The sequence below is a fragment of the Stenotrophomonas sp. SI-NJAU-1 genome (assembly GCF_020883215.1).
GTDB lineage: Bacteria > Pseudomonadota > Gammaproteobacteria > Xanthomonadales > Xanthomonadaceae > Stenotrophomonas > Stenotrophomonas indicatrix.
In genome coordinates this window covers 3,828,514-3,842,291 of sequence record NZ_CP086598.1, presented here as the reverse complement: position 1 = coordinate 3,842,291, position 13,778 = coordinate 3,828,514, and the positions used below count along the sequence as shown (strand labels likewise).

Sequence of the window (13,778 nt, the reverse complement as noted above, 5' to 3'; positions counted from 1 at the left end):
TGAACAACGTGGGGCCCCGGCCCCGCGCCACGGGAATAAGAGATGGCAAGCGGACGCGAAATCAAAACCAAGATCAAGAGCGTGCAGAACACCCGCAAGGTGACGCGCGCCCTGGAAATGGTCTCGGCCTCCAAGATCCGCAAGGCGCAGGATCGGATGAAGACCTCGCGTCCGTACGCGCAGGCGATGAAGCAGGTGATCGGCCACCTGGCGCAGGCCAGCACCGACTACCAGCATCCGTTCCTGGTCGAGCGTGAGCAGGTCAAGCGGGTCGGTTTCATCGTGATCTCCTCCGATCGCGGTCTGGCCGGCGGCCTCAACAACAACCTGTTCCGCAGGATGCTTGGCGAAGCCAAGGCCTGGCAGGACAAGGGCGCCGAAGTGGACCTGGTGACCATCGGCCAGAAGGCATCGACCTTCTTCCGCCGGGTCAAGGTGAACATGGTCGGCACGGTGACCCACATCGGCGACACGCCGAAGCTGGAATCGCTGATCGGTGTGATCAAGGTCATGCTCGACGCCTTCACCGAAGGCAAGGTCGACCGCGTGTACCTGGTCTACAACCGCTTCGTCAACACGATGACGCAGAAGGCCAGCTTCGATCAGCTGCTGCCGCTGCCGGCCGCTGAGAAGCAGGTTGCGCACCACGACTGGGACTACCTGTACGAACCCGATGCCGCGACCGTGCTCGAGCACGTGATGACGCGTTACATCGAGTCGCTGGTGTACCAGGCGCTGCTGGAAAACGTCGCTTCCGAGCATGCCGCGCGCATGGTGGCGATGAAGTCGGCCAGTGACAACGCCAACAAGCTGATCGGAACCCTGCAGCTGGTCTACAACAAGGCCCGCCAGGCAGCGATCACCCAGGAAATCTCCGAAATCGTCGGCGGCGCGGCAGCAGTCTGACCGCGTTCGTTAAAAGCACACATTTAGAGGATGCAGCAATGAGTCAGGGCAAGATCGTTCAGATCATCGGCGCCGTCGTCGACGTCGAATTCCCCCGCGAGTCGGTGCCGAAGGTGTACCACGCGCTGAAGGTGGACAACACCGAAATCACCCTGGAAGTGCAGCAGCAGCTCGGTGACGGCGTGGTCCGCTGCATCGCGCTGGGCTCCACCGATGGCCTGAAGCGCAACCTGGTGGCCACCAACACCGGCCGCGGCATCTCCGTGCCGGTCGGCGCTGGCACCCTGGGCCGCATCATGGACGTGCTCGGCCGCCCGATCGACGAAGCCGGTCCGGTCGCCTCCAGCGACACCTGGGAAATCCATCGCGCTGCTCCGTCGTATGAAGACCAGTCCCCGGCCACCGAGCTGCTGGAAACCGGCATCAAGGTCATCGACCTGATGTGCCCGTTCGCCAAGGGCGGCAAGGTCGGCCTGTTCGGCGGCGCCGGCGTCGGCAAGACCGTCAACATGATGGAACTGATCAACAACATCGCCAAGGCGCACAGCGGTCTGTCCGTGTTCGCCGGCGTGGGTGAGCGTACCCGTGAGGGCAACGACTTCTACCACGAGATGAAGGACTCCAACGTCCTGGACAAGGTCGCGATGGTGTACGGCCAGATGAACGAGCCGCCGGGCAACCGTCTGCGCGTCGCCCTGACCGGCCTGACCATGGCCGAGTACTTCCGCGACGAGAAGGACGAGAACGGCAAGGGCAAGGACGTGCTGCTGTTCGTCGACAACATCTACCGCTACACCCTGGCCGGTACCGAAGTGTCGGCACTGCTGGGTCGTATGCCGTCGGCAGTGGGTTACCAGCCGACCCTGGCCGAGGAAATGGGCGTCCTGCAGGAGCGCATCACCTCGACCAAGAATGGTTCGATCACCTCGATCCAGGCCGTCTACGTGCCGGCCGATGACTTGACCGATCCGTCGCCGGCGACCACCTTCGCCCACCTTGACTCGACCGTGACCCTGTCGCGTTCGATCGCTTCGCTGGGTATCTACCCGGCGGTCGATCCGCTGGACTCCACCAGCCGCCAGATGGACCCGCTGGTCATCGGCCACGAGCACTACGACACCGCCCAGCGCGTCCAGCAGACCCTGCAGAAGTACAAGGAACTGAAGGACATCATCGCCATCCTGGGCATGGACGAACTGTCCGAAGAAGACAAGCAGGCCGTGTCGCGCGCCCGCAAGATCGAGCGCTTCTTCAGCCAGCCGTTCCACGTGGCCGAAGTGTTCACCGGCTCGCCGGGCAAGTACGTGTCGCTGAAGGACACCATCCGTGGCTTCAAGGCCATCGTCGATGGCGAGTACGACCACCTGCCGGAGCAGGCGTTCTACATGGTCGGCAGCATCGAAGAAGCGGTCGAGAAGGCCAAGAAGATGGCCGAGAAGGCCTGATGCGGCGGGGACGGGCACACACCCGTCCCGACCGTGACACGGGGTGGGCCTGCGCCCACCGCTGCGGAATCCCTGCGGTGGGTTCGACCCGCCCCCTAGCGAAGAGAGTTACATGAGCACCATCCGTTGCGACATCGTCAGCGCCGAGCAGGAAATCTTCCGTGGCGAAGCGACCCTGGTCGTGGCCACCGGTGAGCTGGGCGAACTGGGCATCGCGCCCAAGCACGCACCGCTGATCACCCGCCTGAAGCCGGGCAAGGTGGTAGTGACCACGCCGAGCGGCGAGCAGCTGGATTTCGCCATTTCCGGCGGCATCCTGGAAGTGCAGCCGCAGGTGGTGACCGTGCTGGCCGACACCGCGATCCGCGCACAGGACATCGACGAAGCCTCGGTCCGCAAGGCCAAGGAAGAAGCCGAACGCATCCTGGCCAACCGCGGCGAAGCGATGGAAGTGGCCGAAGCCCAGCAGAAGCTGGCAGAGGCCGTTGTCCAGCTGCAGGCGCTGGAGCGCCTGCGCAAGACCCTCAAGCACTGAGGTCCAGCGCCATCAAGCAGGAACGCCGGCCCAGTGCCGGCGTTTTTGTATGTGTGGGGACTCTGTAGTGCCGGCCGCTGGCCGGCAACCACGGCGGGATTCAGCGGTACACCACCCACCGCATCAACACGAAAGACAGCGCTGCCAACCCGCCTTCCACCAGCGGCTTTGACAGCCAGGCGTAGCGCAGGCCCAGCGCATGGTCGGCGGCGGCCACCAGCAGCGTGCTGGCCGCGGTCAGCAGCAGCCACAGCGGCAGGAATCGTGCGAAGCGGCGCCAGCCCAGGCGCTGCCCGTTGGCGTCGGCGAAGGTGATGCGTCCATTGAGCCAGAAACCCAGCAGCATGCCGGCCACGCGCCCGCAGATGTTGCCGGGCGCCGTGGGCATGCCGGCCGCCGTCGCCAGCACGAACACCGCCCAGTCCAGCAGCAACTGCAGCAGGCCGACGATGAGATAGGAACGGCCTTGGCGAAGCAGGCTCATGCTGCCGGGGTCATGATGGGGGCTCCATGTTAACGGCCCCCGTTCTAGAATCACCGCCATCGAATCGTGGACCGCCCGCATGACCCAACCCCTGCACGTGATCATCCTCGCCGCTGGCGCCGGCAAGCGCATGAAGTCGGTGCTCCCCAAGGTGCTGCAGCCGATTGCCGGCCAGCCGATGCTGGCGCATGTGATCGCCACTGCGCGGGAACTGCAGCCGGCTGCCATCCACGTGGTGTACGGCCACGGCGGGGATCAGGTGCGGAGCTGTTTCGCTGACCAGCCGGACCTGTTGTGGGCCGAACAAGCGCAGCAGCTGGGTACCGGCCATGCGGTGGCCCAGGCCATGCCGGAGGTACCCGACGCCGCCCAGGTGCTGGTGCTGTACGGCGATGTGCCATTGATCCGTGCGCAGACCCTGCGCGAGCTGCTGGCCCAGCCGGGCCGGCTGGCCGTGCTGGTGGCCGATGTCGAGGATCCCACCGGCTATGGTCGCGTGCTGCGCGATGCCGAAGGCAAAGTCGGGGCGATCGTCGAGCAGAAGGACGCCGATGATGAACAGCGCCGGGTGCGCATCATCAACACCGGCATCATCACTGCCGAATCGACGGCGCTGCGCCGCTGGCTGTCCCAGCTGTCCAACAGCAACGCGCAGGGCGAGTACTACCTGACCGATGTGTTCGCCTTTGCCGCCCGCGAGTTCACTCCGGCGGAGATGGCCCTGGTGGCCGATGCGCAGGACGCCGAAGGCGCGAACGATCCGTGGCAGCTCTCGCAGCTGGAACGGGCCTGGCAACGGCGCGCGGTGCGCGCGCTGTGCATCCAGGGCGCGCGCGTGCGCGATCCGGCGCGGGTGGATATCCGGGGTGAGGTGATCGTCGGCAGCGACGTGATGATCGATGTCGATGTGATTCTTGAAGGCAAGGTGGTGCTCGGCGATGGCGTGACCATCGGCCCGTTCACCCGGCTGAAGGACGTCACTCTCGGCGCGGGCACCGAAGTGCGTGCGCACTGCGATGTGGAAGGCGTGATCAGCGAGGGTGCGGCCCAGATCGGCCCGTTCGCGCGCCTGCGCCCGGGCACCGTGCTGGCTGATGGCGTGCACGTGGGCAACTTCGTGGAAACCAAGAAGGTCACCCTGGGAGTGGGCAGCAAGGCCAACCACCTCACCTATCTGGGCGACGCGGTGATCGGCAGCAAGGTCAACATCGGCGCGGGCACCATCACCTGCAACTACGACGGCGTGAACAAGTCGACCACCACCATCGGCGACAACGCTTTCATCGGCTCCAACAGTTCGCTGGTGGCGCCGGTGCTGATCGGTGAAGGCGCGACGATTGCTGCCGGTTCGGTCATCACCCGCACTGCGCCGGACGGCAAGCTGACCGTAGCCCGTGCGCGCCAGGAAACCATCGATGGCTGGCAGCGCCCCATCAAGAAAAGCTGAGCCGAGGCCACCGCGCGTCGACGAGCTCGACGCGTTGCCCCGCATCGAACAGCGTGCGGGCGAACTGCTGCGCGGGCACGAGGCGTACCCGGTGTTCGCCGGCCATGGACTGGACCTTCCCACCTTGCAGGCCGGACTGCGGCGTGGCCTGTTGTGGATCATCGAAGGCGCCGATGGCTGCATCGCCGGCTACCTGCTGGGTGGGGCGCTCGACGGCGATTTCCATGTGCTGCAGATGGATGTCGATCCCAATCATGCTCGCCGTGGCTACGGACGGGCGTTGCTGCAGCACGCACTCGCCGAGGCCAAGGCGCTTGGCTATCCGGCGGCGGTGCTGACCACGTTGTCGGATGTACCGTGGAATGCGGCTTTCTATGCCAGCGAAGGATTCACCCTGCTCCCGGAGTCAGAGTGGAGCGCGGGCCTGCGAGGGGTGATGGCCGAGGAAGCCGCGTTGGGATTCCCGATGCACCTGCGGGTGGCGATGCGGCGGGGGCTTTAGTTTTGCTTCTTCTGTTGATTGCTGAAGGTTGATGATTGTTCATGGGTGTCACTTTTCTTTTCGCGCGAAAAGAAAAGTAACCAAAAGAAACGCGCCGCCAGTCCGCGAGCCGTCGTGCTGCGCACGCCGGTACCCTGCGCTCCCCGGTCCGTCGAGGGACGGCGCGGGAACTCGCTTCGCTCAGACACCCGCGCCTCTTCGCCCTCGCCGGCCCTGCGGTGCTCGGCTCGCTTCAAGGCGGACCCAAGTCAAAGGCCACAGCTGCACCCAGTAGATCCACGCCATGCGTGGATGCTTTTGCTCTGCTTCTCAAGTCCGCCTTGAAGCGAGCCGGCACCGCAGGGGAATCAGGGGCGGAGAGGTGCCGATGTCTGAGCGCAGCGAGTTCGGCACCGCCCCCTGATTCGCCGAGGAGCGCAGGGCACCGATGCGCAGCATCGGCTCGCGGCCGGCGGAACGTTTCTTTTGGTTACTTTTCTTTGCGTACAAAGAAAAGTGACACCCATGAACCGTGATCAACCTTCAGCCATCAACAGAGGAAGGAAGAACAAACCTACCCCCCCGGCAACAGGATCGACACGCACAGCCCGCCCTCGGTGCGGTTCTGCAGTGATACGCGGCCACCGTGCGCCTCGACGATCTCGCGGGTGAGGGCCAGCCCCAGCCCGGTGCCGTTGCGCTTGGTCGAATAGAACGGCATCAGCGCATTCTGCAGTACCTGCTCGTTCATGCCCTTGCCGCGGTCCAGCACATCCAGCCGCAGCCACTGCGGCAGCCGGGTCAGCTGCACCTGCACGTCGTCGTTGGGCGGGTCGGCTTCGGCGCAGGCCTCGTGTGCATTCTTCAGCAGGTTGAGCAGGGCCTGGCCGAACTGGGCGATGTCGATCCGGCTGCTCAGTTCCGCGTCGGGTGCACGCACCATCGTGAACGGAATCTGCTGGCACAGGCTGGACAGGAACGGCGCCCAGTGCACGGTCTGCAGTTGCGGCTGCGGCAGCTTGGCGAAACGCGCGTAGCCGCGGATGAAGCCTTCCAGGTGGCGGGCCCGGTCTTCGATGGTGGTGAAGATCTCCGGCAGCCGGTCGAAGCGCTCGCGCTTGACCAGTTCGCCACCGGAGTGCGCCAGCGAGGCGATCGGCGCCAGCGAGTTGTTGAGTTCGTGGCTGATCACCCGGATCACCTTCTTCCAGGTCTGTACTTCCTGCCGGCGCAGTTCGGCAGTGAGCTGGCGTACCAGCAGCAGGTCATGCGGGCGGCCGTTGAGCTGGAACGCGCGCCGCGACAGGTGATAGACCTGTTCGTCGTCCTCGTCGCCTTCCACACCGTCTTCGCTTTCCGACTTCACCGCAAACAGGCTGTCGCCGCCGCGGCCGATGGCATCGCGCAGTTCCACCGGCAGCTGCTCGAGCACATCCTCCATGCGCTGGCCTTCCAGCTTCCAGCCGCTGTGCAGCAGCTTGCGCGCGGCCAGGTTGGAGAACACCACGCGGGAAATGCCATCGCCACCGGCGGCGATCAGCAGCATCGCTACCGGAGTGTTCTGCACCATGGTGTCCAGCAGCAGTTCGCGCTGCACCAGGCCTTGGCGTTGTGCGCGCAGCACCTCGCCCAGTTCGCGGTGCGCCTGCACCAGGTCACCCAGTTCGTCATTGCCGGGCCAGTAGATGCCGAAGTTGTACTCACCGTCGCGGTAGCTGCTGGTGGTCCCGGACAGCGCCCGCATCAACGAGCGCACCGGTGCGGTGGCGCGGCGCAGCGTCCACCACATCAATGACAGCAGGATGATCGTGGAGACCGTGGTCACCACCCAGCCATGGTCCATCCAGTAGGCCAGCAGCCACGGCAGCGCGGCAGCCAGCGCCAGCACCGGCAGCAGGCGCAGGAACAGGCGGAAGGTGAAGGAGCGTCGCTTCATTCGCGTGGGATGCCGTGACGGTCCATGCGCCGGTACAGCGCCTGCCGGCTCAGTCCAAGCTCGGCAGCGGCCTGGGCGATGACCCCGTGGTTGCGCGCCAGCACGTCTTCGATGCGTGCGCGGTCGGGATCATTGCCGGCGCTTGGCGTCGGGCGTGGTGCAGCAGGTGCACGCGGCAGGTTGAGATCGGCCACTTCGATGCGGTTGCCGGTGGCCAGCAGTTCGGCACGCTGGATCACGTTGCGCAGCTCGCGCACGTTGCCCGGCCACAGGTGGCGCTGCAGTGCGGTGGCCGCCGCGCTGGACAGCGGCTTGCCGATGCTGAGGAAATGCTCGGCCAGCGGCACGATGTCGCCGGGGCGGTCGGCCAGCGGCGGCAGCGTCAGTTCCACCGTGTTGAGCCGGTAGTACAGGTCTTCGCGGAACGTACCTTCGCGGATCATCGCCGGCAGGTCGGCATTGGTCGCGCTGACCACGCGCACCTTGACCTGGCGTTCGCGGTTGGAGCCCAGGCGCTCGAAACGTCCGGTTTCCAGCACGCGCAGCAGCTTCATCTGCCCACCCAGCGACAGGTTGCCGATCTCATCCAGGAACAGCGTGCCGCCGTCGGCTGCCTCGAACTTGCCTTCGCGCGCCTTGTTGGCGCCGGTATAGGCGCCGGCCTCGGCGCCGAACAGTTCGGCCTCGATCAGTTCGGAGGGCAGGGCGCCGCAGTTGACCGCCACGAAGGGGCCCTTGGCCACCAGCGAGTTGGCCTGGATGATCTGCGCGATCTTCTCCTTGCCCGCGCCATTGGGGCCGGTGATCAGTACCGGCAGCTCCGAGCGCGCGACCTGGCAGGCCAGGGCGATCACCCGCTCGCTGGCGGGGTCGGCGAACACTGCACCACACAATGCGTACTTGTCTTCCAGCGCATGCCGCTGGCGCTGTTCGCGCTGGCGTCGCTGGTCCAGTTCGCGCCGCGCTTCGGACAATTCCAGCAGGTTGTTGACCGTGGTCAGCAGCTTGCGGTCATCCCAGGGCTTGGCCAGGTAGTCGGCGGCACCGGCCTTGACCAGGTCCACCGCGCTGCTCAGGTGGGTCCAGGCGGTCAGCAGGATTACCGGCAGATCGGGGTGGCGTTCGCGGATCTGCGCGAACAGGGCCTCGCCTTCCTCGCCGGAAGTGGTGTCCTCGCTGAAATTCATGTCCTGGATCACCAGGTCCACTGGCTGAGACTCCAGCAGCGCCAGCCCTTCGGCCGGGCTCTGCGCCTGCAGCGTGTCGATGTCATGCAGGGAGAACAGCACATCCAGCGCGGTACCCACGCTGGCGTTGTCGTCGATGATCAGGATCGCAGGCATGGGTCGCAAAGAGGGTAGCGCCGGGCCATGCCCGGCGGGGCGGGTGCAGTTGCAGCGGCTGGAACCGCCGGGCATGGCCCGGCGCTACCGGGCCGCTCTGCAATATAGCGAAACCAGCGGTAGCGCAGGGGCGTCCGGACTCAGCGCCGTGGCGGGGGCGGCGGTGGCGGTGGTGCTGGCGGGTTCAGCGCCGCCCGCCACGCCGACACCGCCACCGGTACCGTGAGCATCCGGCCATCGCGGCGCAGCAGAAGGTAGACGGTGGGCGTCGATGCCGCCCGTATTGCGTCGGCGAGCTGTTCGATCTGCCGCACCGGCGAGTCGTCCACGCGCAGGATGCGGTCGCCATGGCGCACGCCGAAGCGCGCCTCCGGGCTGGCCGCATCCACCCTCACCACGCCTTCGGTCGAGCGCAGCGCCAGCCGCGCATCGTCCTGTCGCCACTCCAGCGTCTGCGCGCTGCTGCTTCCGGCGAGTACCGGCAGCGGCAGGGCCAGCAACAGCACCAGCAGGCTGGCGCGCATCTCACGCCCCCCGCGTGGCGACGGCCGGGGGCACCGCAGCGGCGCGGCGGGCCGGGCCGAACACGGCGATCTGCCCCAGCAGCCACAGCAGCGCTGCGCCCAGCGGCAGGTACAGCAGCGGCATGCGCGGCAGCTCGTACATGTTCATCAGGGCCAGGTTGATGGCGTACGCCGCCAGCATGCCCAGCACGATGCCCAGCGTGGCCAGCAGGAAGTTCTCGGTCTGGAAATAGCGCAGGATCTGCCCGCGGGTGGCGCCCAATGCGCGGCGGATGCCGATCTGCTTGCTGCGCTGCTGCACCCAGAAGCTGGCCAGGCCGACGATGCCCAGGGCGGTGACAACCAGCAGCGCCACGCAGACCGTCACCAGCAGGCCGACCATCGAGCGGTCGTTCTTGAAGTAGTCGGCACGCTGTTCCTGGTAGGTCAGTTTCTCGCGCACCAGGCGGTTGGGGTCGTTGTGCTCCAGCGCGGCCAGCGCACCCTTCAGCACTTCATCGCGGCGTTCCGGTGAGGTGCGCAGCATGTACGGGCCGCGGGTGAAGTCGGTACGTACCGGCAGGATCATCGACAGGGTGCTGTTGTCGTTGTAGTCGGTGGGGGTGGCCAGATGGGCGACCACACCAACCACATGCAGGGCCTGGTTGCCCATGTAGAAGGTCTTGCCCAGCGCACTCTGGTCCGGGTACATCTTGGCGGCGACCTGCTGGTTGATGATCACCGGTGCGGCGCGGTCGGGCTTCGGATTCTTCTGTGCTTCTTCCAGGTCGATGTACTCGCTGGGCTGGAAGTCGCGGCCGGCGACCAGCTGCAGGCCGAGCGTGGACAACGCGTTCTCGCCAACCATGTACTGCGACACGAAGGCTGTCGGCCGTTCCTGGTCACGCTCGCGCGAGATGCTGGTGTTGCTCGAATTGCGGCGGAACGGCAGCTGGTTGACCTTGGCCACGCTGGTCACGCCGGGGATCGCGCGCAGCGATGCCAGGTCTTCGTTGGTGCGGGCCATGGCGTTGGCCTGCTTGCCGATGCCGCTGACCCGGACCATGACCAGTTCGTTCTCGGCCAGGCCGCTGGGCTGACTGATCTTTTCCACGCGCTGGGTGACCAGGAACAGGGCATTGCAGACGATGGCGCAGGTCAGGGCGATTTCCAGCACGATCAATGCGGCTGCGGTCTTGTGCCGGCGCAGGGTGCTGAGGATGGGGCGGATGTCCATGGGAAGTCCTCGTTCTGGTGCTTACTGCGACTTGAGCTGGATGGCCGGGGTGACCTGCACGCCAGGCGGGCAGGAAGCCGGCAGCAATGCTGGCCAGCAGGGTCAGGCCGAGGGCGAGCAGCAGCATGCTGCCGTCGAGGTGGGCCAGCTTGGCGTAGTCCACCGGCTGCTGGCGCACCGCGTACAGGCCCAGCAGTGCCAGGCCGATGCCGAGCACGCCACCGACCACGCCCACCGCGCCTGCTTCAACCAGGCACTGCAGGAAGATCTGCCCGCGGCTGGCGCCCAGTGCGCGACGCACGCCGATCTCACCGCTGCGGCGCAGGAACTTGGCCAGCAGCAGGCCGACCGTGTTGACCAGGCAGACACCGAGGAAACCCAGTGCCAGCCACATCTGCAGGCGCACGTCGCTGGGTACCGCGTTGTTGAAGGTCAGCCACTCCATCACGGTGCGCAGGCGCACGTTGGCCGGGCGCTCGAACCGGCCGGCAGCCCGCTGCTGGTCCGAATAGTTCACCAGGTAGCGGCGATAGTCCTCGGCCTTGGACGGGTCAAGCTCCACCCAGTACTGGATCCAGGTGCACGGCGCGTTGATCGAATTGCTGTCGTCATCGGGTGCGCCGTCGCGGAAGCAGTTCATGTTGCCGTTGCTGCCGAGCTTGAGGTCCATCGCGGTGGACAGCGGCATCATCAGGTCCTCTTCGCGCCCGTAGTTGCCCACAGTCAGGTCGAAGAAGTGCGGTTCCGGATTCCAGGTATCCATCACCCCGATCACGCGCAGCGAATGGCCCTCGACCCGGATCTGGCGGCCGACACTGTCGGCGCCCTGGAACAGCTTGTCATTGATCACCTTGGACAGCACCACCACGCGGGAGCGACCGTCATCGTCGCTGGCCGTCCAGGCGCGGCCATACAGCATCGGCACGTTGAACATCGGGAAGAAGTCAGCCGAGGTCCAGCGGGTGTCGATGTTGAACGGCTTCAACGTGCTGCCTTCCGGCTCGACGGTGACGGCGCCAGCACTCATCATCGCCTGGCGCTCGCCACGCTTCTCGCGCAGCAGCGTCTCGGCATCGAAGCGGGTCATCTGGGTCTCCGGCTCTTCGCCGGTCAGGTAACCCGAGCGCGGGCGCGGATCGACCTGCACGTAGAACAGGCGGTCGCTCTTGTCAGGGATCGGGTCGCCGGACAGCACGTGGAACACGGTCAGGGTGGTCATCGAAGCACCGATGCCCAGCGCGATGGCCACCACCATCAGCGCGGTCAGTACCTTGTTGCGGCGGAAGCTGCGTACCGCCAGTCGGGCGTAGTAGGCGAACATGATCGTGCCCTCACTCGTTGACGGCGACGATGCGACGCGGGGTGGCCAGCACCGGCTCGCGCACCAGGTCGGTGACCTGGCCGTCGACGATGTGCACGTTGCGCTGCGCGCGTGCGGCCAGTTCCGGGTCGTGGGTGACCATCACGATGGTGGTGCCGGCGGCGTTGATCTCCTCCAGCAGTTCCATCACCCCGCGCGCCATCTGCGTGTCCAGGTTGCCGGTCGGTTCGTCGGCCAGCAGCAGGCGCGGGCTGCCGGCCAGGGCACGGGCGATCGCCGCGCGCTGCTGCTGGCCGCCGGAGAGTTCGTTCGGGTAGTGCTTCATGCGCGAGCCCAGGCCAACCTGGCTCAGCGCCTTCTCGATGCGCTCGCGGCGCTCGCCGGCGCTCATCCTGCGGTAGCGCAGCGGCACGTCCACGTTGTCGAACAGGTTGAGGTCCGGAATCAGGTTGAAGCCCTGGAAGATGAAGCCGATCTTCTGGTTGCGCAGGCGGCTGCGGGCATCATCGCCGAGCTTGCTGACGTCCTGGCCATCAAGCATGTAGGTGCCGCTGGTGAAGGTTTCCAGCAGGCCGGCGATGTTGAGGAAGGTGGTCTTGCCGGAGCCGGACGGGCCGGTGACGGCGACGAACTCGCCTTCCTTGACCTGCAGTTCCAGTGAACGCAGCGCGTGGGTTTCCACCTGTTCGGTACGGAAGACCTTGGCGACCGAACGCATTTCGAGCATGTACATGGGGTGTCCTCTCTCCAGGATGTATGAGTTGTCAGTTGACGGAGACGCGTTCGGCGTCCTTGAACAGGTCGCTGCCCGAGACCACGATGCGGTCCCCCGGCTGCACACCCGACTTGATTTCCACTTCGCCCAGGCTGCTGACGCCCAGTTCGATCGGACGACGCACCGCGGTGCGGCCATCCATTACGTAAGCCACGCCGTTGCCCTGTTCCACGAACGGGCCGCGCTCGACCTTCATGACGTTCCTGCGGGTATCCAGCAGCACCCGCACCGACATCCGCTGGCTCTGGCGCAGGCTTTCAGGCTGGGCCGCAGCGAAGCGGACGCGGGCGTTGACTTCACCATTGACCACTTCCGGCGACACCGCACTGATCTCGCCCGGGAATGGCTGGCCATTGCCACCGGTCAGCTGCGCCGGCATGCCGATCGCCAGATCGCGCGCGAAGCTCTCCGGCACCTTGATCTCGACTTCGAACTTGGACAGGTCGACCACGCCCAGCACCGGCGCGTTGGCGGCAAGGTTGGTGGCCTGGGTGGCCTGCACCTGGCCGACCTGGCCATCGAACGGTGCACGCAGGGTCAGTGCGTCCACCTGGCGCCGCACTTCAGCCACTACGGCCTTCTGGCGGTCGGCCAGCAAGCGCTTGTTGCGTGCGTCCAGGTCCGCGCCCTGGCTCTGCAGGCGTGCATCGGTGGTGGCATTGACCAGGCTGATGTCGGCCTTCTTCAGGGCGTCCTGGGCCTTGGCCAGATCGATCTGCGGCACCGCACCGCCATCGAAGCCGCGCTGGTAGCGCTGCAGGTCGCGGTCGGCGGCCTGCCGCTCGATGCTGGCCTGGTCGGTTTCCTTGCGCGACTTGGCCCGGGCCAGGGTGGCATCCAGGGTGGCGCGGCTGGCCTCGGCTTCCAGACCGGCCAGGGTGGCCTCCTCCTGGGCGAGCTTGCTGCGCAGCTCGGGGCTGTCGATGATCGCCAGCTCCTGGCCTTTCTTGACCACGTCACCGGCCACCACCTTCAGGTCCACCGTGCCGGCGGAGATGGCGTACAGCACCGGGCTGTTGGCGGCGATCACGCGGCCGTCGGCGGCGATGTCGCGCACCAGGTCGCCGCGCTGCACTTCGGCGATGCGCACCCGGCTGCTGTCGAACGAGCTGCTGGCATTGGACCACGCATGCACGGCCCAGCCGATGCCGGCCAGCAGCGCGATACCCGCCAGCGCCGGCCAGCGGTAACGGTGCCACGCGGCCTTGGGGGCACTGGCTGAAGCGGAGGAAACGATCTGGTCCTGGGCGGAGGTGTCGCGGATCATCGGGTTCGTGCCTGTCGGTGGTGCCAGAGTGGTGTCAAGGACAAAGCACATAGCGTGCCAACTTTATTTCCTTTTCCATCAATGAGTTGAACATGTGT

At 66.2% G+C, this 13,778-nt stretch carries 12 protein-coding genes and 1 pseudogene; 5 read left to right on the top strand and 8 right to left on the bottom strand.

Translation table 11 applies throughout. From position 1 onward, the window contains the following. The first annotated feature begins 42 nt into the window (after positions 1-42). The 3 genes from atpG to LMF57_RS17395 all read left to right on the top strand — a co-directional run bounded on the left by atpG (position 43) and on the right by LMF57_RS17395 (position 2,886). The gene (gene atpG / locus LMF57_RS17405) at positions 43-906 is read left to right on the top strand and encodes a F0F1 ATP synthase subunit gamma (protein ID WP_025877359.1); all 864 of its coding nucleotides are present in this window, start codon (positions 43-45) and stop codon (positions 904-906) included. 38 nt (positions 907-944) lie between these two features. Next, positions 945-2,351 carry a F0F1 ATP synthase subunit beta gene (gene atpD, locus LMF57_RS17400; protein ID WP_025877357.1) on the top strand — a complete coding sequence of 469 codons (1,407 nt, stop codon included), beginning with the start codon at positions 945-947 and terminating at the stop codon, positions 2,349-2,351. 112 nt (positions 2,352-2,463) lie between these two features. Further along, a complete protein-coding gene (locus LMF57_RS17395; RefSeq protein WP_025877355.1) occupies positions 2,464-2,886 on the top strand; it encodes a F0F1 ATP synthase subunit epsilon in 423 nt (140 codons plus the stop codon). A 100-nt stretch (positions 2,887-2,986) separates the two neighbouring features. On the opposite strand, the gene LMF57_RS17390 is transcribed toward LMF57_RS17395, so the two are convergent. Next, positions 2,987-3,370 carry a GtrA family protein gene (locus LMF57_RS17390; RefSeq protein WP_229290290.1) on the bottom strand — a complete coding sequence of 128 codons (384 nt, stop codon included), beginning with the start codon at positions 3,368-3,370 and terminating at the stop codon, positions 2,987-2,989. Between the two features lie 79 nt (positions 3,371-3,449). Here LMF57_RS17390 and glmU point away from each other — a divergent pair, with 79 nt between their 5' ends. Both glmU and LMF57_RS17380 read left to right on the top strand, forming a co-directional pair. Next, complete coding sequence (gene glmU / locus LMF57_RS17385) at positions 3,450-4,817, top strand: bifunctional UDP-N-acetylglucosamine diphosphorylase/glucosamine-1-phosphate N-acetyltransferase GlmU (RefSeq protein ID WP_229290289.1); 1,368 nt, start codon at positions 3,450-3,452, stop codon at positions 4,815-4,817. Next, a complete protein-coding gene (locus tag LMF57_RS17380) occupies positions 4,786-5,319 on the top strand; it encodes a GNAT family N-acetyltransferase (RefSeq protein ID WP_229290288.1) in 534 nt (177 codons plus the stop codon). The genes glmU and LMF57_RS17380 overlap by 32 nt, the downstream gene beginning before the upstream one ends. A gap of 553 nt (positions 5,320-5,872) precedes the next feature. On the opposite strand, the gene LMF57_RS17375 is transcribed toward LMF57_RS17380, so the two are convergent. The 7 genes and pseudogenes from LMF57_RS17375 to LMF57_RS17345 all read right to left on the bottom strand — a co-directional run bounded on the left by LMF57_RS17375 (position 5,873) and on the right by LMF57_RS17345 (position 13,680). Continuing rightward, on the bottom strand, positions 5,873-7,234 hold the full coding sequence (locus LMF57_RS17375; RefSeq protein ID WP_117311442.1) for a HAMP domain-containing sensor histidine kinase: 1,362 nt from the start codon (positions 7,232-7,234) through the stop codon (positions 5,873-5,875). Beyond that, a complete protein-coding gene (locus tag LMF57_RS17370; protein WP_117311441.1) occupies positions 7,231-8,577 on the bottom strand; it encodes a sigma-54 dependent transcriptional regulator in 1,347 nt (448 codons plus the stop codon). Before LMF57_RS17370 ends, LMF57_RS17375 begins: the two co-directional genes overlap by 4 nt. Before the next feature lie 140 nt (positions 8,578-8,717). Next, positions 8,718-9,101, bottom strand: a complete 384-nt coding sequence (locus LMF57_RS17365; protein ID WP_117311440.1) for a PDZ domain-containing protein — start codon at positions 9,099-9,101, stop codon at positions 8,718-8,720. A gap of 1 nt (position 9,102) precedes the next feature. Beyond that, positions 9,103-10,317 carry an FtsX-like permease family protein gene (locus LMF57_RS17360; protein ID WP_105164682.1) on the bottom strand — a complete coding sequence of 405 codons (1,215 nt, stop codon included), beginning with the start codon at positions 10,315-10,317 and terminating at the stop codon, positions 9,103-9,105. Between the two features lie 21 nt (positions 10,318-10,338). After that, positions 10,339-11,638, bottom strand: a pseudogene (locus LMF57_RS17355) (ABC transporter permease). A gap of 10 nt (positions 11,639-11,648) precedes the next feature. Further along, positions 11,649-12,371: an ABC transporter ATP-binding protein gene (locus LMF57_RS17350; RefSeq protein ID WP_025877338.1), complete on the bottom strand. Its 723-nt coding sequence runs from the start codon at positions 12,369-12,371 to the stop codon at positions 11,649-11,651. Between the two features lie 31 nt (positions 12,372-12,402). Beyond that, positions 12,403-13,680, bottom strand: coding sequence for an efflux RND transporter periplasmic adaptor subunit (locus LMF57_RS17345; protein ID WP_229290287.1), 1,278 nt, complete (start codon positions 13,678-13,680; stop codon positions 12,403-12,405). Positions 13,681-13,778: the final 98 nt, after the last annotated feature.